Annotated in this window: 13 protein-coding genes and 1 pseudogene; 4 read left to right on the top strand and 10 right to left on the bottom strand. The window is 63.0% G+C overall.

Going from position 1 to position 21,146, the window contains the following annotated elements; genetic code table 11:
• Nucleotides 1-6: 6 nt before the first annotated feature.
• Nucleotides 7-135 carry a PA1414 family protein gene (locus QIW53_RS07390; RefSeq protein WP_257737111.1) on the top strand — a complete coding sequence of 43 codons (129 nt, stop codon included), beginning with the start codon at nucleotides 7-9 and terminating at the stop codon, nucleotides 133-135.
• A 102-nt stretch (nucleotides 136-237) separates the two neighbouring features.
• On the opposite strand, the gene QIW53_RS07385 is transcribed toward QIW53_RS07390, so the two are convergent.
• From QIW53_RS07385 to speB, 7 genes and pseudogenes are all read right to left on the bottom strand, one after another.
• Nucleotides 238-489, bottom strand: a complete 252-nt coding sequence (locus QIW53_RS07385; RefSeq protein ID WP_371048976.1) for an acyl carrier protein — start codon at nucleotides 487-489, stop codon at nucleotides 238-240.
• Between the two features lie 54 nt (nucleotides 490-543).
• A pseudogene (locus QIW53_RS07380) lies at nucleotides 544-705 on the bottom strand (MBL fold metallo-hydrolase); the annotation flags it as partial.
• Nucleotides 699-989 (bottom strand): hypothetical protein, encoded by a 291-nt coding sequence (locus tag QIW53_RS07375; RefSeq protein ID WP_371048975.1) that lies wholly within the window; start codon nucleotides 987-989, stop codon nucleotides 699-701. The gene QIW53_RS07375 and the pseudogene QIW53_RS07380, both read right to left, overlap by 7 nt.
• Before the next feature lie 206 nt (nucleotides 990-1,195).
• Nucleotides 1,196-2,575, bottom strand: coding sequence for a sodium:solute symporter (locus tag QIW53_RS07370; protein ID WP_371048974.1), 1,380 nt, complete (start codon nucleotides 2,573-2,575; stop codon nucleotides 1,196-1,198).
• Between the two features lie 164 nt (nucleotides 2,576-2,739).
• Nucleotides 2,740-4,245, bottom strand: a complete 1,506-nt coding sequence (locus QIW53_RS07365) for a purine-cytosine permease family protein (protein ID WP_371048972.1) — start codon at nucleotides 4,243-4,245, stop codon at nucleotides 2,740-2,742.
• 54 nt (nucleotides 4,246-4,299) lie between these two features.
• Entirely contained in the window at nucleotides 4,300-4,722 is a 423-nt protein-coding gene (locus tag QIW53_RS07360; RefSeq protein ID WP_371048971.1) for a YybH family protein, read from the bottom strand.
• A 9-nt stretch (nucleotides 4,723-4,731) separates the two neighbouring features.
• The gene (speB, locus tag QIW53_RS07355; protein WP_371048970.1) at nucleotides 4,732-5,682 is read right to left on the bottom strand and encodes an agmatinase; all 951 of its coding nucleotides are present in this window, start codon (nucleotides 5,680-5,682) and stop codon (nucleotides 4,732-4,734) included.
• Between the two features lie 215 nt (nucleotides 5,683-5,897).
• On the opposite strand from speB, the gene QIW53_RS07350 reads away from it, so the two are divergent.
• Nucleotides 5,898-6,794 (top strand): LysR family transcriptional regulator, encoded by an 897-nt coding sequence (locus QIW53_RS07350; RefSeq protein ID WP_192302205.1) that lies wholly within the window; start codon nucleotides 5,898-5,900, stop codon nucleotides 6,792-6,794.
• Nucleotides 6,795-6,807: 13 nt separating this feature from the next.
• A complete protein-coding gene (locus QIW53_RS07345) occupies nucleotides 6,808-7,404 on the top strand; it encodes a tRNA-uridine aminocarboxypropyltransferase (RefSeq protein WP_371048969.1) in 597 nt (198 codons plus the stop codon).
• A gap of 132 nt (nucleotides 7,405-7,536) precedes the next feature.
• Here the strand turns inward: QIW53_RS07345 and QIW53_RS07340 are convergent, their stop codons facing one another.
• Genes QIW53_RS07340 through QIW53_RS07330 form a run of 3 tightly spaced genes read right to left on the bottom strand, consistent with a single transcriptional unit; the run spans nucleotide 7,537 to nucleotide 12,438 of the window.
• Nucleotides 7,537-8,892, bottom strand: coding sequence for an HlyD family type I secretion periplasmic adaptor subunit (locus QIW53_RS07340; protein WP_371048968.1), 1,356 nt, complete (start codon nucleotides 8,890-8,892; stop codon nucleotides 7,537-7,539).
• 9 nt (nucleotides 8,893-8,901) lie between these two features.
• Nucleotides 8,902-11,061: a type I secretion system permease/ATPase gene (locus QIW53_RS07335; protein WP_371048967.1), complete on the bottom strand. Its 2,160-nt coding sequence runs from the start codon at nucleotides 11,059-11,061 to the stop codon at nucleotides 8,902-8,904.
• Between the two features lie 18 nt (nucleotides 11,062-11,079).
• Nucleotides 11,080-12,438: a TolC family outer membrane protein gene (locus tag QIW53_RS07330; protein WP_371048966.1), complete on the bottom strand. Its 1,359-nt coding sequence runs from the start codon at nucleotides 12,436-12,438 to the stop codon at nucleotides 11,080-11,082.
• A gap of 589 nt (nucleotides 12,439-13,027) precedes the next feature.
• Between QIW53_RS07330 and QIW53_RS07325 the strand changes: the two genes are divergently transcribed.
• The gene (locus QIW53_RS07325; RefSeq protein WP_371048965.1) at nucleotides 13,028-20,902 is read left to right on the top strand and encodes a retention module-containing protein; all 7,875 of its coding nucleotides are present in this window, start codon (nucleotides 13,028-13,030) and stop codon (nucleotides 20,900-20,902) included.
• Nucleotides 20,903-21,146: the final 244 nt, after the last annotated feature.

Below are 21,146 nucleotides of genomic sequence, written 5' to 3'. Positions count from 1 at the left end.
GGCACCATGAAAGAGAAAATCCAAAACTGGCTGCACGACCTCGGTGTTGCGCTGGGTCTGATCGAACCACCCATGCAACCCGTGCCTATTCGGACAGACGATGAGCAGCGTCGACGCCAGCAGCGCCGCCGGTAATCGCGTTCAAACCGCCATGCGGTAGCCACTGCGGCCACCGCGGCCACCGCGGGCCCGCTGTCCGGGTGCCTGCCGCTCGGCTTGCACTCAGCCTTGGCCGGTTCAGTGCCGTGCAATGGCAAGCAAAAACCGGCTCAAATCATTCGCCGTCCTGGCGTTCTTGAGCATCTGGTCTTCTTCTGCGGTAAACGCCGTCAGCCCCAGCTCATCTTCCAGATGGAAGATCAGGTCTTCGATATCCGCTTTTTCCAAACCCAATTCCATCAGACTGGCGTCATCGTCGAAGTCCTCCTGGTCTTCCAGCAGACGGCTGATGAAGCGATGCACGGCGGCACGCACGGCAGCTCTTTTCATGTGAGTTCTTCAGGGGCATGACCGATGTGGCCCCGACATTGAGTACAGCAGGCTTCAGTCGTGGGAGCGCTGCCACTCGTCAATCATTGCGCGCAGATGGTCACCGGAGAAACTGCCGAAGTGCCCGCCGCGCACCGTGCGGATTGGCAGCGCGCGCAGGCGTTGCAGGCTGCGCGCGTAGTCGACCAGAGTGGAGTGGTAGGCCTTGATCAGGGGGAAATGACGGTTCTGCCCAGGCTCACCCGGCTGCCCAGTGGACTGTTCTCATCCAGATCCACCCAGATTTCTCCCGAAATCAGATTGCCGGATACGACAAAATAAAAGCTTTCCGGCGAGATTCGGGAAATTGGGACCAGGCATCGTTCCTCGGGATTACTGAAGTCCACGGCATACACGCCCATGAGAGCCCCGCCAACCTGCCCGTTGATCGTTACTGTGTCTCCGACACGTACGCTGCTCGGGATTTTGTCTGAAGGGGGATGCGATTGTTTAGCGCTCATTTTTTCACCTCTTTAAGTCATGTCAGGAGTGAGAACCCTCTCTCGGGGAGAGCGATTCACAGCCCGAGAATAGGGTGAGCGCTTGCGCGTGAACCACTGTCAGAAATATCAGTAACGACGAATGGTCAGACTATGGGACAGCAAAAAACGAGTGTGGCCACCGACGCCACACCCGTCGAAGAAAGCATTGTTTCGTTATGTTCAGCTCAAATGGCGCTGGCCACCACTGCCGGGCGGCGGGACATCAGGCTCACCACAACGAAGCTCACCAGGCCGACCACCAGGCTGTAGTAGATCGGGGTGTTGGCATCCAGACCGTCCTTGACCATGAACAGCAAGGCCGTGGCAAAGCCCAGGCCCATGCTGGCGATGGCGCCGGCGGTGGTCGCGCGTTTCCAGAAGATAGCACCGATCAGCGGGATCAACATGCCGCCCACCAGCAGGTTGTACGCCAGGGTCAGGGCGCTGATCACATCGTTCACCACCAGGGCAATGCCCAGCACGACCACACCGGTCAGCAAGGTCACCAGGCGGTTGAGGCTCAGGCTCGACTGTTTGCCGCCACGCAGTTTCGGCAGCAGGTCTTCACTCAGGGTGGTGGCGGCGGCGAGCAGGCCGGCGCTGGCCGTGGACATCATGGCGGCCAGTGCAGCGGCGATCACCAGGCCACGGATGCCATCCGGCAGGGACAGTTTGACGATGGCGGCAAACGCGTTGTTGACGTTGTCCAGATCCGGGATCAACACGTGGGCGGCCATGCCGATCAGGGCGCAGGCCAGGCCGTAGAGAATGCAGTACAGGCCGGCGAACGTACCGGCGTATTGCGCGACCTTGGCGGTCTTGACTGTGAACACCCGTTGCCAGATGTCCTGGCCGATCAGGATGCCGAAGAAGTAGATCATGAAGTAGGTGATGATGGTGTCCCAACCGATGGTGGTGAAGCTGAAGCTCGCCGCCGGCAGTTTGGTCACCAGTTCATCCCAGCCGCCCACGCGGTACAGGCAGATCGGCAGCAGGATGAACATCAGGCCGACGGTCTTGATGATGAACTGGACGATGTCGGTCAGGGTCAGCGACCACATGCCGCCGATGGCCGAATACATCACCACCACGCCACCGCCCAGCAGTACCGAGACCCAGAACGGCAGGCCGAACAGCACTTGCAACACGGTGCCGATGGCCAGGATCGAGGTCACGCCGATCATCAGCGCGTAGGCCAGCATGATCACCGCACTCGCGGAACGGGCCATCGGGTTGTAGCGTTTTTCCAGGACCTGAGTCACGGTGTAGATCTTGAGCTTCAACAGCGGCTTGGCGAGAAACAGGTTCAGCGCCACGATCCCGCAACCCAGTGCGGCGCACAGCCAGAAACCGGAGATGCCATGCACATAGCCCAGGCGTACGGTGCCGACCGTGGAGGCGCCGCCCAGAACGGTGGCCGCCATCGTGCCCATGTACAGGGTCGGGCCGAGGTTACGGCCGGCGACCAGAAACTCTTCGTTGGTCTTGGCCTTGCGCATGCCGAAGTAGCCGAGGACCAGCATCGCAGCGGCGTATATGAGAACGACGAATAAATCCAATGCCATGGTGGCGTGTCTCCGATTGTCTTTTTTATGGTGAAACAAAGAGGTTCTGTGGCACTGCTTTTTGTGGGAGCGGGCTTGCTCGCGATAGCGATCGGTCAGTCACATCGATGTCGGATGTGCCGCGGTCATCGCGGGCAAGCCCGCTCCCACAGGTAAGGCGTCTATCAGGCAACCTGGCGCAACGCGGTATCCGTTGTTGCGCCTTTGCTGCGCGCATCATCCGGCCCGAACACCGCAGCCGGTTCCGGAAACAGGCTCAACAGCACTAGGTACACCACCGAAGCCAGGCCCAGGGTCACCGGCAGGCTGATGTCGATGCCATCCGCCAGGTTGCCGAGCACACCGACGAATTGCCCCGGCAGGTTCACGAAGCACAGGCCCACCAGCGCACTCGGGATCCAGGCCCCCAGCCCGCGCCAGTTCCAGCCGTGGGCGAACCAGTACCGGCCGCCTTTCTCGCCCCGGGTGAACACTTGCAGGTCGTCCGGGCAGTAGAAGCCGCGCCGCACCACCAGGCCGATGATCATGATCACCATCCACGGGGTGGTGCAGGTGATGATCAGCACGGCGAAGGTCGAGACGCTCTGCACCAGGTTCGCGGCGAAGCGTCCGATGAAGATGAAGGCGATCGACATCACGCCAATCAGCAACGTGGCCTTGACCCGCGACAGCACTCTGGGGAATACGCTGGACATGTCCAGCCCGGTGCCATACAGCGACGTGGTGCCGGTGGACATGCCGCCGATCACTGCAATCAGGCATACCGGCAGGAAGAACCAGTTCGGCGAAACCGCCAGCAGGCCGCCGACATAGTTGTTGGCGGCAATGTAGTCCGGTGCCTTGATCGCAACGATGGTGGCCGTCGCGAGACCGAACAGGAACGGGATGAACGTGGCGATCTGCGAGATCAGCACCGCCGCCATGATCTGACGCTTGGACGTTTCACGGGGGATGTAGCGCGACCAGTCGCCGAGGAACGCACCAAAGGAAATCGGGTTGCTCATCGCCACCAGCGCCGCACCGATGAACGCGGCCCAGAAGCCCGGTTGACCGAGGCTCACTGTGCCGGCGTAGTTGACATCGAAGGGGCCGGCGAAGGCGAACACGCCCAGCAGGAACAGCAGGCTGGCGCTCCACACCGCGATCTTGTTGACCCACAGCAGGAAGCGGAAACCGTAGATGCACACCGTCAGCACCAGAATGGCGAACAGACCGTAGGCCAGGCCCAGGGTCAGGTCGGTTTCCGGCAGACCGATCAGGCGCTTGGCGCCACCGATCAGCGCGTCCCCCGAGCTCCACACCGACAGCGAAAAGAAGGCGATGGCGGTCAACAGCGAGAGGAACGAACCGACGATCCGCCCATGCACGCCGAAATGCGCACCGGAAGACACGGCGTTATTGGTGCCGTTGAGCGGGCCGAACAGGCCCATCGGCGCGAGAATCAGCGAGCCGAGCAGCACGCCCAGCACGATCGCCGCCACGCCCGCCTGGAAGGACAGGCCGAACAGCACCGGGAAGCTGCCGAGCACGGCGGTGGCAAAGGTGTTCGAACCACCGAAGATCATCCGGAACAAGTCCGTCGGGCCTGCGGTGCGCTCGTGGTCCGGGATCTGCTCGACCCCGTGGGTTTCAATCTGCGTAAGGCTTTGGTCGTTGTTGTTGTTATTCATGATCTGCTCCGATCATAAAGGCGCGCTCATCGTGTGCGAGCGTCACCTGTTTGGCTAAGGGATTGGCAGCCCTTCCGGCATCGCGGATAAATGTTCGTGACAGGCCAGCCACAGGCCTTGTTGTTCTTGGCCAGACGCCTGTTTTCTGAAAACAATCGTCTCGCGCTCCTGGCTGAAGTGTTGCTCCCCTTGCATGCGCAGCTCGGTGGCCACGTCATGGATGAAAATCGCCACGTCACCCTGCAGGCTGACGAAAGCGTTGCTCGACATGCACGACAGCACTTCGAAGCCATCCTCGGCGCGCCAGTTGTCCCACAACACCTGGTAGGCATCGCGCGACAGCAGGGGCTGTTCGAGGGTGTGGAACACGAAGCTGGCGTCGGCGCTGAAGGCGCCGAAATAGGCCTCGCGATCATTGCGGGCAAAGGCGGCCACCAGATCGGCGGCCGCTTGCAAAACCTGATCACGTTCAGTCATGGCCGATCCTCAGCGGTGGACAACGCCGGGCAGTACGCAGAGCATTTCGTACAGCAGGTTGGCGGCCAGCAGCGAGGTGTTGCCGGTGGTGTCGTAGGCGGGCGAGACTTCTACCAGATCGCAGCCGATCAGGTCGAGACCCTGGCAGCCACGAACGATCTCGATGGCCTGAATGGTCGTCAGGCCGCCGATTTCCGGGGTGCCGGTGCCGGGCGCCCAAGCCGGGTCGATGCCGTCGATGTCGAAGCTCAGGTACACCGGGCCGCCGCCGACCTTCTCGCGAACTTCAGCCATCAGTGGCGCCAGGGATTTGTGCCAGCATTCTTCGGCCTGGACCACGCGGAAGCCCTGGTTGCGGCTCCAGTTGAAATCGTCAGCGGTATAACCCTGGGCACGCAGGCCGATCTGCACCACACGCTGCGGATCGATCAGGCCTTCTTCGACGGCGCGACGGAAGGTGGTGCCGTGGGCGATTTTCTCGCCGAACATGTGATCGTTGACATCGGCGTGGGCGTCGATGTGCACCAGGCCGACCTTGCCGTGCTTTTTATGGATGGCACGCAGGATGGGCAGGGTGATGGTGTGGTCGCCGCCCAGGGTCAACGGGATCACGTCGTGTTCGAGGATGTTGTCGTAGGATTCTTCGATGATCCGCACGGCATCCAGCAGGTTGAAGGTGTTGATCGCCACGTCGCCGATGTCGGCCACCGACAGCGAGTCGAACGGGGCGGCACCGGTGGCCATGTTGTACGGGCGGATCATCACCGATTCGGCGCGGATGTCACGCGGTCCGAAACGGGTGCCGGGGCGCAGCGAAGTGCCGATGTCCAGCGGCACGCCGACGAAGGCAGCGTCCAGGCCGGCAGCGGTGGGCACATGGGGCAGTCGGAGCATGGTGGCGATGCCGCCGAAGCGCGGCATTTCGTTGCCGCCCAGTGGTTGGTGAAGAATCTTGTCCACGGGTGGGGCCTCATCATCGTTGTTTTATTTATGCGGATACGCCGGCCGCGGAGGCACGGGCACCGTTATGAGCCGATTCTGCGAAAAGCAGCGGGGCGGAAGAATCGCTACGGGCAAATACTTAGTTCAGATTTTTCTAAACTAATGGTGGGCAGGGCGATAGACTGCCGGCCTACGCATCTCCCACAGGTTCCACGCTCGGACAGGAGCCCCCCATGGCCAATGCTTTACCCGACCTCAAGCTGTTGCGCATCTTCGTCAGCGTGGTGCGCCATCAGGGGTTCGCCAACGCCCAGCAGGAGCTCAATCTCTCGACGTCGGCGATCAGCACCTACATGAGCCAGCTCGAAGCCGCCCTCGGCCTGGTGCTGTGCCATCGGGGCCGAGGCGGGTTCAGCCTGACCAGCAAAGGTGAACTGTTCCATCAGGAAACCCTGCGCCTGCTCGCCGAGCTCGAAGGTTTCGAGCAATACGCGGCGGCGTTGAAAGGCGAGTTGCGCGGCACCCTGAACCTGGGGGTGATCGATTCCACGGTCAGCGACAAGGCCTTGCCGTTCGCCGAAGCCATTGGCGCCTACAGTCAGGAACACCCGGCGGTGCACCTGCACCTGTCGGTCATGAGCCCGTATGAGCTGCAACTCGGCGTGCAGGACAACCGCCTCGACCTGGCCATCGGCGCGTTCTCCACGCGCATGAGCGGGCTGGTGTACATGCCGCTGTATCGCGAGCAGCACTGGTTGTATTGCAGCAACCGTCATCCGCTGTTCGCCGAGCGCCGCATCCCCGAGCAGGTCATTACCCAGCAACGCATGGTCGGCCGGGGCTACTGGAGCCAGGCCGAACTGGCGCGCCACGGTTTCAAGCACAGCGCGGCGACGGTGGAGAGCATGGAAGCGCAACTGATTCTGGTATTGTCCGGCGCCTACATCGGCTACCTGCCGGAGCACTATGCCCAGGCTTGGGCGGACAAGGGCGACTTGCGCGTGCTGCTGCCGGCGACCTTCGGATATCAGGCGCCGTTTTCGATGATCGTGCGCCGGGGTCGCAGCCGTGAACCGTTGATCCAGACGTTCCGCGACCTGCTCAAAGCGCAGCTCAACCAGGCGGCCTGAGGAAAAGCACACGATGTCCAGAATCCACTGCCCGCGTTGCCTGCGCCCGCAAACCCATTGCCTGTGCGCATTGATTCCGAGCCTCGATAGCCGTACCCGGGTTTTGCTGTTGCAACACCCCAGCGAAGTGAATCACGCACTGAACACCGCACGGCTGGCCGCGTTGGGATTGAACAATGCGCAGTTGATCGTCGGCGAGGTGTTCGAGGATTTGCCGGCGCTGTTGAACCCGCCGGGGTATGAGGCGCGCTTGTTGTTCCCTGGCGATGAGGCGCAGCCGATGCAGGCCTACCGCGCGACCGATCAGCCGTTGCTGCTGGTGGTGCCCGATGGCACCTGGCGCAAGGCGCGCAAGCTGCTGCACCTCAATCCGCTGTTGGCGGCGCTCCCTCGGGTGACCCTGGCCGACGGCGGGGTGTCGCGCTACCGGTTGCGCAAGGCACCGGGACCGGGCGCCTTGTCGACGGTGGAGGCGATTGTCCAGGCGTTGCAGGTGCTGGAAGCGCCGGTCAGTTTCGAGCCGTTGCTCAGGCCTTTCGAGGCGTTGATCGAGGGGCAGATTGCGGCGATGGGGGAGGAGGTTTTTCAGCGTAATCATGGGCCGAAATAGTGGTTGTCAGTGGCGGCCCCATCGCGAGCAAGCCCGCTCCCACAGGGATCTCGGTTGTTCACAAATTCTGTGAACACTACAAAAACACTGTGGGAGCGGGCTTGCTCGCGATGGGGCCCGCATGAACCGGGATTACCGCTCCCGCATCGCCTCGGTCCGTGCCTTCAGCACCGGTTTCAACAGGTAATCCAGTACGCTTTTCTCCCCGGTGATGATGTCCACCGTCGCCACCATGCCCGGAATGATCAGCAACGGCTTCACATCCCCGCCCAGGTGATTCTTGTCGGTGCGCACCTGGATCAGGTAGAAGCTGTTGCCCTTGTCGTCGGTGATGGTGTCTGCACCGATCAATTCCAGTTTGGCGCTCAAGCCGCCATAGATCGTGTAGTCATACGCGGTGAACTTGACCATGGCTTTCTGCCCCGGATGCAGGAAGGCCACGTCCTGTGGGCGCACCTTGGCTTCGATCAGCAGGTTGTCCTCGATGGGGACGATTTCCACCATGTCGCTGCCCGGCTGGACCACGCCGCCGATGGTGTTGACCTTCAGCACCTTGATGATCCCGTGCACCGGCGACACCACGGTGGTGCGGCTCACCCGGTCATCGATGGCAATGCTCGATGCTGTGATTTTCGACAGGTCGGTGCGTTTCTCGTTGAGGTCTTTGGCTGCCTCCGAGCGGAAGGTCTGTTCCGATTCGTCGATCTTGCTCTTGATCTCGGCGATCGCCGCTTCGGCGCGTGGAATCGCCAGCGTCGTGGCATTCAGCGAACCGCGAATCTCCACCGCGCTGCGCTTGAGCCGCAGGATTTCCACGGGCGACACCGCGCCGGTGCCCACCAGCGGCGCTGACATGTTCATTTCCTGTTGCAGCAAGGCCAGGCTGGAGCTGTACTGGCCCTGCTTGGAACGAAACTCCGCCAGTTCCTGGGTTTTCTGCCGCAGTTGTTCGGTCAAGGTGCGTTGTTCGCTGGCCAGTCGACGCTGGCGCTGTTCGTACAGTGCGCGTTCGTCTTCGGCCACCTGCGGCGCCTTGTCGATCACTTCCTGCGAGACCTTGAACGGCCGCCCCTCGGCCTCGGCCGACAGGCGCTCGACCTGGGCGGTCAATGCATAACGGTCGGCCTCGCTTTCGCCCTTGTTCGACAGAAAGCGCGTGTCATCCAGGCGCAGCAGGGTGTCGCCCTTGTTCACCATCTGCCCTTCGCGAACGAAGATTTCGGTGACGATGCCGCCCTCCAGGTTCTGGATCACCTGAATCTTGCTCGACGGAATCGCCTTGCCTTCGCCCATGGTGACTTCGTCCAGCACCGCGAACTTGGCCCAGACCACGGCGCTGATGATCAACGCCGCCGCGAGCCAGACCGTGATCCGCGACCAGCGCGGCGAGTCCTGCAACGAAGCGCCGGCGGTTTCCGGCATGTATTCGCTCTCGGCGCTTTTGCTGAAGCTGTCGAAGTAACCGCGTGAACTCTGTGAAGATGCCATGGCGGCCTCCTAGACGGCCGCAGAGCCGACACGGCCCTTGCGCAGTGCATCGATGACCGCTTCTTTCGGACCGTCGGCGACGATCTTCCCGTTGTCCAGCACCACCAGCCGATCCACCAGGCTGAGCATCGAGGTGCGGTGCGTGACCAGCAGCAGGGTCTTGCCCTGGACCAGGCCGTGGAGTTTCTGCCGCAGGATGTCTTCGCTGCTGTTGTCCATGGCGCTGGTGGGTTCGTCGAGCAGCATGATCGGTGGGTCGAGCAGCAGCGCCCGGGCCAGCAGCACCGCCTGGCGTTGACCGCCGGAGAGCAACTGCCCACGCTCGCCGACCGGCCGGTCGAAGCCGTGTGGATGCTGACGCGCCAGTTCGGTGACACCGGTCAACTCGGCCACTTCCAGCATCCGCGAATCGCTGATGTAGCGCGCACCGAGGGTCAGGTTGTCGCGCAGGCTGCCGGCGAGCAGCGGCAGGTCATGGGCCACGTAACCGATCTGTTGGCGCAGGTCGGCGACGTCGAGTTGTCGCAGGTCCAGGCCATCGAGCAGCAACTGCCCTTCACCGGGTTCGAAGAACCCCATCAACAACCGCCCCAGGGTACTTTTGCCCGAACCGCTGCGACCGATGATGCCCACCCGTTCACCGGGCTTGAGGCTGAAACTGATGTTGTTCAGTGCCGGCGCATTCTGGCCGTTGTAGTGGAAGGTCACACCGCTGACGTCCAGCGCGCCTTGCAATTGCGTGCGTTCCAGCGGGCGCTGGCGGGCGTCGCGTTCCTGCGGCAGGCTCATCAGCGCGTCGGTGCTCTTCATGGTCAGTTGCGCTTGCTGATAGCGGGTGATCAGGCCGGCGATCTGTCCCAGCGGGGCCAGTACCCGGCTGCCGAGCATGTACGACGCCACCAGCGCCCCCACGCTCAGGTTGCCAGCGATGATGCTGTACACGCCAGCAACGATGGTCGCCATGCCGGAGAACTGCTGGATGAACAACGTACCGTTGGTGGCCAGCGCCGAGAGGTTGCGCGCATGGCTGTCGAGGCGGGTGAGGGCGCCGTGGGTGCTTTCCCATTTGTGCTGGCGTTCGCTTTCGGCGCTGCAGGCCTTGAGGGTTTCCAGGCCGCCGAGGGTTTCGATCAACAGCGCCTGGCGCTCGGCGCCCAGGGTCAGGCTTTTTTGCACGGTGTCACGCAGGCGCGCCTGGATCACCATGGCAAACACGATGGTGATGGGGAAGGCGAGCAACGGAATCACCACCAGCCAGCCACCGAGCAGGCCGATCACCAACAGCATCAGCACGACGAACGGCAGGTCGATCAGGCTGGTCAGGGTGACGGCGGTGAGAAATTCGCGCAGCCCCTGGAAGTCGTGGATGCTCTGGGCAAACCCGCCGATGGTCGCCGGGCGTGCTTTCATCGACATGCCGGTGATGCGCTCGAAGAGCGTGGCGGACAGGATCACGTCGGTTTTCTTGCCGGCCGTGTCCAGCAAGTGGGCACGCACCACCCGCAGCGCCAGTTCGAACCCGGTGCCGATCAGCAGGCCGATGGACAGCACCCACAGGGTCGATGTCGCCTGGTTCGGCACCACCCGGTCGTAGGTCTGCATCACGAACAGCGGCACCATGAGCCCCAGCAGGTTGATCAGGAAACTGGCGAGGATGGCGTCGCTGTACAGCCATTTCGACAGTTTCAAGGTATCGCGAAACCACGCCTCGACCCGAGGGACCAGGGGCGAGCGCAAGTCTTCGAGCTCGTGCCGGGGCCGGGCGAACAGGGCCTGGCCGCTGTAGTCTTCGGTGAGTTCTTCGCGGCTGACCCATTGCTCGCCGCCGTCGGCTTCGCTCGGCAGGATCAGCACGCGGCCGTCCTCGCCAAAGCGGCGCAGCACCGCCGTGCGACCGCTGTTGAGAATCAGCAGGACCGGCAGGTTGAGCGGGGAAATATCCTGCAGGTCACGGCGCAGCAGCCGTGCCTGCAAACTGGCCCGGGCCGCCGCGCGTGGCAGCAGGTCCGGGCTCATGCGTTGGTGTGCCATTGGCAGCCCGGCACTCAGGCTGGCGCGACTGACCGTCGCGCCATGGAGTTTGCAGAGAATCAGCAGACCGTCCAGAAGCGGGTCATCGAAGCTCAGCCGTGGATCGGCACCGGTGTTGCCCGGTTCCATGCTGGTCACAGGGATCGCTCCATTGCGTTATCTCAACTCAGGCAGGCGAGCTTCACTTTTCACTTCGGTCCTGGCCACCGCATCGGCGGGCAGCACCACGCGCTGCTTGCTCAACAGCTCGCCCATGTTGGCCAGGACGCGGTACATCGAGTATTCCTCGGTGTAGCGTACCTCGGTATAGCGGCGGTTGGCATTGTAGAGTTCGTTTTCACTGTCGAGCACGTCGAGCAGGGTGCGTTGGCCGAGGCCGAACTGATCCTGATAGGCCGCGCGCACCCGGGTGGTGGTTTCGGCGTATTCGCGGGCGGTCGGTGTTTGTTTGCGGGCGTTGAGCATGGCGTTCCAGGCCAGGCGGATGTTCTCGTTGAGCTGGCGCAGGGCGTTGTTGCGGATGTCCAGTGCCTGATTGATCTTGTGTGCATCGGAGGCCAGCCGCGCCTTGTCGCTGCCGCCACGGAACAGGTTGTAGTTCATCACGATGCCGACGCGCCACTCGTTGTCGTGGCCTTCCTCACCCGCGATGTTGTTGTTCGCACCCACCGCCGCTTCCGCGTCGAAGCGCGGGTAGAACGGCGATTTGGCCACTTCGTACTGGCTCTCGGCCGATTGCACGTCAGCCTGGGCGGATTTCAGGTACGGGTTGTTATCGACCATGCTCTGCTGGGCGTCCTGGATCGAGGCGGGCATTTCACCGCGGATCGACGGCGCGGTTTCCAGTTCGTCGGGCATGCGCCCGACCACGGCGTAGAAGTTGGCCTCGGCATCGGCCAGATCGACTTCGGCGGTGTCTAGGTTGTTCTCGGCCAGGGCGCGACGGGCCACGGACTGATCGGCGTCGGCGTTGCTGCCGATGCCGCGCTGGGTGCGCAGGCCGATCTGGTCGTTGACCCGCAGGTGCGCCTGCAGGTTGTTCTTGGCCAGGGTCACCAGCTCGCGGCGCTTCAGCACTTCGAGGTAGACCTCGATGGTGCGCAGGGCCAGGTCCTGGGCGGTGCCCTGGGCGTAATAGGCCCGGGAGTTGACCACGCCCTTGGTCCGTTCGACTTCGTTGGACGTGTTGAAACCGTCGAACAGCATCTGCCGCAAACGAAGTTCCGACTGGGTGTAGTTGAGAATTTCGGTGTGGTGATTACCGAAGGCCCGGGTGTTGGTGTTGTCGCTGTACCCGCGCCCATACGAGGCATTCAGGTCCACGGAAGGATAAAAACCGCCCTTGGCGACTTTCACGTCTTCATCCGCCGACAGACGGCTGTCCACCCGCGAGGCCAGTTCCGGGTGAGTGGCGATGGTGCTCTGGATCGCCTCGGTCATCGTCATGGCCTGTGCCTGGGAGATGCAGGCCATGGCCAACAGAATCGAGCTGCAAAGGGGGGTCAGTCGGCGCATGGTTACATCTCCCTGAATCCTAATAGTGCTTTATCAGTCGCCAAATATTTGACGACATTTATGGGTAAAACCGTTTCATACTTGTAACATCAGAGCTAAGAACATTCTTGCGAGAAGCTTAGAAGTTTTTCTCATAAAAGATATTCCAAAAAAAACTTATGCACTGCGAAAAATCCAGCACATTGTTCAATCCGTAAACCCCTTGTTTCACCAGCCTTAGGGAGCTTATCGAGGGGTTGAACAAAGTTCCATCGACTTATCGACAGGGGACGAAGAAGTGTTGGAGGGGAGGGACGCGGCGCGGTTTTGAGTGACGGTTTTTTGTCACTCACTGATTCAAAACCGTTACGCATCGCTCGCAGGAGGGTGGACTCGTAACAGCCTCTCAATGTGCTTGATTGCATTGGGTTTCAGGCTGAAACGCAGCCCCCGGCCGCGAGCGAATCGCTTGGCGAGAACGTCGCCAGGGCAGCGGCTGGACTGATCAGGCCGCTGTTCGGTTGACGACTCGCCGTTCACCCGTTCGAGCCCTCGCATTTCTTCGCCAACAACAGGATGCCAACAGCCGTTGGCAGCGGAGGAAATGCACATGGCTACGCTCATCGGTATCGTCAGTAAGGTCATTGGTCAGGTGTTCGCCGAGTCCGGCGACGGTACTCGCCGCGCACTGATCGAGGGGGACCGCCTGTTTGCCGGCGATCAACTGGTGACCGGAGCCGACGGTGCGGTGGCAGTGCATTTGCAAAATGGCCAGGAACTGACCCTCGGGCGCGGCAGCAGCCTGAACATGAATGCGCAGCTGCTGGCCGATCGTGTGCCTCATGTGGAAACGGCCGAAGCGACGACGCCGACCCAGGCCCAACTGACAGACGTCGAACAACTGCAAAAAGCCATCGCCGCCGGCGATGACCCGACGCAAACCGCCGAAGCAACGGCAGCCGGTCCCGGCACACCTGGCAATCCGGGTGGTGGTGCACTGGGAGGCGGCCACAGCTTCGTGATGCTCGAGGAAGTGGCGGGACGGGTCGATCCGACGATCGGTTTTCCCACGGCCGGATTCAACGGCATTCCCGAGTTTCCCCTGGAGCGCCTGGCCGGTGACCCCGACAACGACGGGCCGGATGCGCCCATCACGCCGATCGTGCCCGACACCCCGGACAATCCCGTCACCCTCGACGGCCTGTCGGTGGAAGGCGGCGAGCTGACGCTCAACGAAGCGAACCTGAGCAACGGTTCCCTCGACAACCCGGCAGCGCTGACCCAGAGCGGTACGTTCTCGGTGACGGCGCCCGACGGCGTCAGCAACCTGAGCGTCGGCGGGATCAACGTGGTCAGCAATGGCGTGGTCGCCGGTTTTCCACAAACGGTCACGACGCCCTTGGGCAACACCCTGACCGTGACCGGTTACAACCCGGCCACCGGCGTGGTGAGCTACAGCTACACCCTCAACGGCAACGAAGCGCATGCGACGGGGGACGGACAGAACAACCTCAGTGAACACTTCACCGTGGTCGCCACGGACAGCGATGGTGATACCGCCACGGGTTCGCTGGACGTCAACATCACCGACGACGTGCCCAAAGCCGTGGACGACAGCAACGCCGGCACCGCCACCTCGACCCATCTGACCCTCGACGGCAACGTGCTGACCAACGATGTGCAGGGCGCCGACCGCGTGCCGACCGGTCCGGGCAGCGGGCCGATCACCGCCGGAACCTTCACCGGCACCTACGGCACCCTGGTGCTGAACGCCAACGGCACCTACACCTACACGCTGAACACCGGCACTGCCGGGTTCCAGGCGCTGCACGAAGGCGGCAGCGGCACCGAGACCTTCACCTACACCCTGACCGACGCTGATGGTGACACCAGCACCGCCAACCTGGTGCTGAACATCCACAACAATGGCGTGAGCCTCGGCGGCCTCGACGTGACCGGCGGCGAGCTCACCGTCTACGAGAAAAACCTTACCTACGGCACCGACCCGGATGCCCCGGCGTTGACCCAGACCGGCACCTTCACCGTGACCGCGCCCGATGGCTTGCAGACCCTGACCGTCGGCGGCATACCGGTGATCAGCGGCGGCGTGACGGCGGGCTTCCCGCAAACGATCCTCACCGACAGCGGGGCGAACTTCACCATCACCGGCTACAACCCGGCGACCGGCGTGGTCACCTACAGCTACACCCTGAACAACGCCGACACCCATCCGAATGCCGACGGCACCAACAGCGTCTCCGAGCATTTCACCGTGGTTGCGACCGACACCGATGGCAGCACCGCCACCGGGCAGATCGACGTCAACATCGTCGACGACCTGCCGACCGCCAATCCCGACAAGGCGTCGGTGGGCGAAGGCGGCATCATCGAAGGCAACGTGCTGGCCAATGACGTGGCGGGTGCCGATGGCCTCGCGGCGGGCGGCGGCGTGGTCGGCGTGCGCGCAGGTTCCGATACCTCGACCCCGGTCAGCGGCGGCCTCAACACCCAGATCAATGGCACCTACGGCTACCTGATCCTCGATGCCCAGGGCAACGCCGAGTACCACAGCTACCCGAACGCGGTGAATGGCCCGGGTGCCAGCGACACCTTCACCTACACCATCCGCGATGCCGATGGCGACCTGAGCACCACCACCGTCACGGTCGACGTGATCAACAGTTGCCTCACTGCGGCGGTCGATAACGAGGTGACGGTCTACGAAAAAGCCCTGGACCTGAACCAGGATGGCAAGGATCTGGCCCCCGGCACGGTGACCGGCAGCGATCCGACCCATACCGGTGAAACGGCTTCCGGCACGCTGGTGGGTTCGGTCACCGGCGGCTCCGGGACCATCACTTACACTCTGGTGGGCAGCAATCAGGGCAATTACGGCCAGATTCAGCTCAATGCGGACGGCACCTACACCTACACCCTGACGTCGCCGGCCAGCACCACGCCGCATGCGGACAACGGGGCCAATACGCTGACCGAAACCTTCACCTACCAGGCCACGGACTGGATCGGCAACAAGGTGACCAGCACCATCGTCGTCAATATCGTCGACGACGTGCCCAAAGCCGTGGACGACAGCAACGCCGGCACGGCCACCTCGACCCACCAGGCCCTGGAAGGCAACGTGCTGACCAACGATGTGCAGGGCGCCGACCGTGTGCCGACGGGCCCGGACAGCGGACCGATCACCGCCGGGACCTTCACCGGTACCTACGGCACCCTGGTGCTGAACGCCAACGGCACCTACACCTACACGCTGAACACCAGCGGCGCAGGTTTCCAGGCGCTGCACGAAGGCGGCAGCGGCACCGAGACTTTCACCTACACCCTGACCGACGCTGATGGTGACACCAGCACCGCCAACCTGGTGCTGAACGTCCATAACAGCGGCGTTACCCTGGGTGGCCTTGATGCCAATGGCGGCGAGCTCACCGTCTACGAGAAAAACCTCACCTACGGCACCGATCCGGATGCCCCGGCGCTGACCCAGACCGGCACCTTCACCGTGACCGCGCCCGATGGCTTGCAGACCCTCACCGTCGGCGGCATTCCGGTCATCAGCGGCGGTGTGACGGCAGGCTTCCCGCAAACGATCCTCACCGACAGCGGGGCGAACTTCACCATCACCGGCTACAACCCGGCGACCGGCGTGGTCACCTACAGCTACACCCTGAACAACGCCGACACCCATCCGAATGCCGACGGCACCAACAGCGTCTCCGAGCATTTCACCGTGGTTGCGACCGACACCGATGGCAGCACCGCCACCGGGCAGATCGACGTCAACATCGTCGACGACCTGCCGACCGCCAATGCCGACAAGGCCTCGGTGGGTGAGGGCGGCATCATCGAAGGCAACGTGCTGGCCAATGACGTGGCGGGTGCGGACGGCCTGGCAGCGGGGGGGGGCGTGGTCGGCGTGCGTTTCGGCTCCGACACCTCGACCCCGGTCACTGGCGGCCTCAACACCCAGATCAACGGCACCTACGGCTACCTGATCCTGGATGCCCAGGGCAATGCCGAGTACCACAGCAACCCGAACGCCGTCAGCGGCCCGGGTGCCAGTGACACTTTCACCTACTCGATCCGCGATGCCGACGGCGACGTCAGCACCACGACGGTCACGGTCGACGTGATCAACAGCTGCCTCACGGCGGCTGTCGATAACGAGCTCACCGTCTACGAAAAAGCCCTGGACCTGAACCAGGATGGCAAGGACCTCGCGCCTGGCACCGTCGTCGGCAGCGATCCAACCCACACCGGCGAAACGGCCTCCGGCACGCTGGTGGGTTCAGTCACCGGCGGCTCCGGCACCATCACCTACACCCTGGTGGGCAGTGACCATGGCAATTACGGCCAGATCCTGCTCAACCCGGACGGCACCTACACCTACACCCTGACCTCGCCGGCCGGCACCACGCCGCATGCGGACAACGGGACCAACACCGTTACAGAAACCTTCACCTACCAGGCGACCGACTGGATCGGCAACAAGGTCACCAGCACCATCGTCGTCAACATCGTCGACGACGTGCCCAAAGCCCACGCCGACCACGCGTCGGTGGGCGAGGGCGGCATCATCGAAGGCAACGTGCTGGCCAATGACGTGGCGGGTGCCGATGGCCTCGCGGCGGGCGGTGGTGTGGTGGGCGTGCGTTTCGGCTCCGACACCTCGACGCCGGTCACTGGCGGCCTCAACACCCAGATCAACGGTACTTATGGCTACCTGATTCTGGATGCCCAGGGCAACGCCGAATACCACAGCAACCCGAACGCGGTCAGTGGCGCCGGTGCCAGTGACACCTTCACCTACTCCATCCGCGATGCCGACGGCGACGTCAGCACCACCACGGTCACGGTTGACGTGATCAACAGCTGCCTCACGGCGGCTGTCGACAACGAACTCACCGTCTACGAAAAAGCCCTGGACCTGAACCAGGATGGCAAGGACCTCGCGCCTGGCACCGTCGTCGGCAGCGATCCAACCCACACCGGCGAAACGGCCTCCGGCACGCTGGTGGGTTCAGTCACCGGCGGCTCCGGCACCATCACCTACACCCTGGTGGGCAGTGACCATGGCAATTACGGCCAGATCCTGCTCAACCCGGACGGCACCTACACCTACACCCTGACCTCGCCGGCCGGCACCACGCCGCATGCGGACAACGGGACCAACACCGTTACAGAAACCTTCACCTACCAGGCGACCGACTGGATCGGCAACAAGGTCACCAGCACCATCGTCGTCAACATCGTTGACGACGTGCCCAAAGCCCACGCCGACAAGGCCTCGGTGGGCGAAGGCGGCATCATTCAGGGCAACGTGCTGGCCAATGACGTGGCGGGTGCCGACGGCCTGGCGGCGGGCGGTGGCGTAGTGGGCGTGCGTGCAGGTTCTGACACCTCGACCCCGGTCAATGGTGGCCTCAACACCCAGATCAACGGCACTTTTGGCTACCTGATCCTCGACGCTCAGGGCAACGCCGAATACCACAGCAACCCGAACGCGGTCAGCGGCCCGGGTGCCAGTGACACCTTCACCTACTCGATCCGCGACGCCGACGGTGACGTCAGCACGACCACGGTCACGGTCGACGTGATCAACAGCTGCCTCACGGCGGCTGTCGATAACGAATTGACCGTCTACGAAAAAGCCCTGGACCTGAGCAAGGACGGCCAGGACCTGGCCCCCGGCACGGTCACCGGCAGCGATCCACATCACACCGGCGAAACCGCGTCCGGCACCCTGGTCGGCTCGGTCACCGGTGGCTCCGGCACCATCACCTACACCCTGGTGGGCAGTGACCATGGCAATTACGGCCAGATCCTGCTCAACCCCAATGGCACCTATACCTACACCCTGACCTCGCCGGCCAGCACCTCACCGTCGGCCAACAACGGCGCGAATACGCTGAGCGAGACCTTCACCTACAAGGCCACCGACAACCTGGGCAACACCAGCCTCAGCACCATCAAGGTCAACATTGTCGATGACGTACCGAAGGCAGTGGCGTCCGAGCGTTCGGTGGCGGCAGCCGAAGTCGACACCAACCTGCTGCTGGTGATCGACGTGTCCGGCAGCATGAAAGACGCTTCGGGCGTGGGTAACCTGTCCCGCCTGGACCTGGCGAAGCAGGCGATCAGCGCCTTGCTCGACAAATACGACGACCTGGGCGACGTGAAAGTGCAGATCGTCACCTTCAGCAGCGGTGCGTCGGATAAAACCGACGTCTGGGTCGATGTAGCCTCGGCCAAGACGATCATTGCCGGCCTGACGGCGGGCGGCAACACCAACTACGACGCGGCGGTGGCCGTGGCGAAGGACGCGTTCGACACCAGTGGCAAGCTCACCGGGGCGCAGAACGTCGGCTACTTCTTCTCGGACGGCAAACCCAATGAAGGCGACATCGGCAAGACCGATGAAGCCAACTGGAAAAACTTCCTCGAAGACAACCACATCAACAACTACGCGATCGGCCTGGGCAGCGGCGTCAGTAACAGCAACCTCGACCCGCTGGCTTACAACGGCAGCGCCGGCACCGGTCACGGCACCAACACCAACGCCACGGTGGTGACGGACCTCAACCAGCTCAACTCGGTGTTGTCGGGCACGGTGGTCGGTGCACCGGTGACGGGTTCACTGCTGGGCGACGGCGGTTCGTTTGGCGCCGACGGCGGATTCGTCAAGTCCCTTACGGTCGATGGCACCACCTACACCTACGATCCTAAAGCCAACAACGGTCAGGGTTCGCTGAGTGCCAGCGGCGGCGCCAACCACGGCACCTTCAATACGGCCAACAACACCCTGAGCGTCGCCACCGATGGCAAGGGCACCCTGTTGGTGAACCTCGACACCGGCGAATACACCTATACCTCGCAAAAAGCCACGACCACGCAGATCACCGAGAACATCGGCTACACCCTCAGTGACAACGACGGCGACCTGGCCAGTTCGACCCTGGTGGTCAAGGTCGTGCCGAACGCGCCACCAGTGGCGGTCGACGACCATGTCATCACCAACGTGCTGTCGGGCAACATCACGCTGCCAGGCGACGCGTTGCTGGCCAATGACACCGACCCCAACGGCAACCCGCTGACCGCCTCGCCCATTACCTTCAACACAGGTTGGGTGGCCAAGGGCGCGGACTTCACCGGCAGCAACCCGAACTTCGGCTTTACCGGCAGCAATGCCCAGACCGTGGCTATCGCCCGCAGCGCCTTCGTCGCCAACACCACCGCCATGACGGCGATGCTGGTGGTCAGCGGTGCGCTGGGTGCCGTCAGCAACAGCAACACCAACGACGTCGACCGCATCACCGTCAACCTCAAGCAGGGAGAAACCCTCAACCTGGACCACAACCTGGCGGCCGGTCACATCACCCTCGAGTACTCGGTCAACGGTGGCGCCTTCATCGCCATCGCCGATGGCAAGACCATCAACGCCGATGCCGACGGCACCTACCAGATCCGTGTCACCAATATCGATGACGGTGGCCGGTACGACAGCGGCAAAGGCGCGGAAAACTACAAACTGACCCTGACAGTGGATTATTCCGGCGCCCACGACAGCACGCCGGACTACCACGGCACCTACACCGCCAACGATGGCCATGGTGGCAGCGACAGTGCCGCCGTGAGCATCACCTACCAGGATGGCCATACCCTCACGGGCACCACCGGCGATGACGTACTGGTGGCGGGCACCGGCAACAACGTGATCAACGCCGGGGACGGCAACGATGTGCTGACCGCAGGGTCCGGCAACAACGAAATGCACGGCGAGGCCGGCAACGACTTGCTCTACAGCGGCGCGGGCAACGACCTGCTGGACGGCGGCACAGGCATCGACACCGCGAGCTATGCCCACGCCACGGCCGGGGTCAAGGTCGACCTGAGCCTGCTGGGGCCGCAAAACACCTTGGGGGCAGGCACCGACACCCTGACCGGCATCGAGAACCTGATCGGTTCCGACTACAACGACACGCTCATCGGCGACAGCCACAACAACACCCTCGTCGGCGGCCTCGGCAACGACGTGCTCAACGGTGGCGCTGGCGATGATTTGCTGATCGGCGGGCTGGGCAACAACACCCTGACCGGAGGCACGGGTTCGGACACCTTCCAGTGGCTCCAGGGCAACAGCGGCCACGACGTGGTCACCGACTTCACCCCGGGCACCGACAAGCTCGACCTGTCACAACTGCTGCAGGGCGAGAACGGCACGGCGGCGTCGCTGGATGACTACCTGCACTTCAAGGTCACCGGCAGCGGCGATTCACTGGTCACCACCATCGACGTCAGCGGCATGGCCGGCGCCGCGCCGAACCAGACCATCGACCTGGCCGGGGTCGACCTGGCCCGCCACTACGGGGTGACACCGGGGGCGGGCGGGCTGATCGCCGGGGCGGACACCGCCACCATCATCAACGGCATGCTCAATGACCATTCGCTGAAGGTGGATACCGTCTGACCTGATCGCTGAAACGACAAAACCCGCTGCTCCGATAGTAAGGGCTGCGGGTTTTTTCATGCCTGGAACAAAGGGGCGCGGCTCGTCGCTCCACCCATTCGCGTGCCCCGGGAGCCGAACCCTGACCCGTCCGAGCGCACCCAGCGCAAACCTGGGCGCTTATCTGCGTATGAATAGGCGCTCAACCGGCTGATGTCCGACGGGTGGTAGGCATACCTGTAATTTATGACAGTAGGCAGCTTGA

The organism is Pseudomonas fluorescens (assembly GCF_041354075.1).
GTDB lineage: Bacteria > Pseudomonadota > Gammaproteobacteria > Pseudomonadales > Pseudomonadaceae > Aquipseudomonas > Aquipseudomonas fluorescens_CE.
The sequence above is the reverse complement of the archived record's forward strand: the minus strand, read 5'-3'. Positions and strand labels throughout refer to the sequence as shown.

Excerpts from the sequence above, each read along its gene's own strand:
- QIW53_RS07390 (WP_257737111.1), top strand. The coding sequence starts at position 7 with ATGAAAGAGAAAATCCAAAACTGGCTGCACGACCTCGGTGTTGCGCTG.
- QIW53_RS07385 (WP_371048976.1), bottom strand. The coding sequence starts at position 489 with ATGAAAAGAGCTGCCGTGCGTGCCGCCGTGCATCGCTTCATCAGCCGT.
- QIW53_RS07375 (WP_371048975.1), bottom strand. The coding sequence starts at position 989 with ATGAGCGCTAAACAATCGCATCCCCCTTCAGACAAAATCCCGAGCAGC.
- QIW53_RS07370 (WP_371048974.1), bottom strand. The coding sequence starts at position 2,575 with ATGGCATTGGATTTATTCGTCGTTCTCATATACGCCGCTGCGATGCTG.
- QIW53_RS07365 (WP_371048972.1), bottom strand. The coding sequence starts at position 4,245 with ATGAATAACAACAACAACGACCAAAGCCTTACGCAGATTGAAACCCAC.
- QIW53_RS07360 (WP_371048971.1), bottom strand. The coding sequence starts at position 4,722 with ATGACTGAACGTGATCAGGTTTTGCAAGCGGCCGCCGATCTGGTGGCC.
- QIW53_RS07350 (WP_192302205.1), top strand. The coding sequence starts at position 5,898 with ATGGCCAATGCTTTACCCGACCTCAAGCTGTTGCGCATCTTCGTCAGC.
- QIW53_RS07345 (WP_371048969.1), top strand. The coding sequence starts at position 6,808 with ATGTCCAGAATCCACTGCCCGCGTTGCCTGCGCCCGCAAACCCATTGC.
- QIW53_RS07340 (WP_371048968.1), bottom strand. The coding sequence starts at position 8,892 with ATGGCATCTTCACAGAGTTCACGCGGTTACTTCGACAGCTTCAGCAAA.
- QIW53_RS07330 (WP_371048966.1), bottom strand. The coding sequence starts at position 12,438 with ATGCGCCGACTGACCCCCCTTTGCAGCTCGATTCTGTTGGCCATGGCC.
- QIW53_RS07325 (WP_371048965.1), top strand. The coding sequence starts at position 13,028 with ATGGCTACGCTCATCGGTATCGTCAGTAAGGTCATTGGTCAGGTGTTC.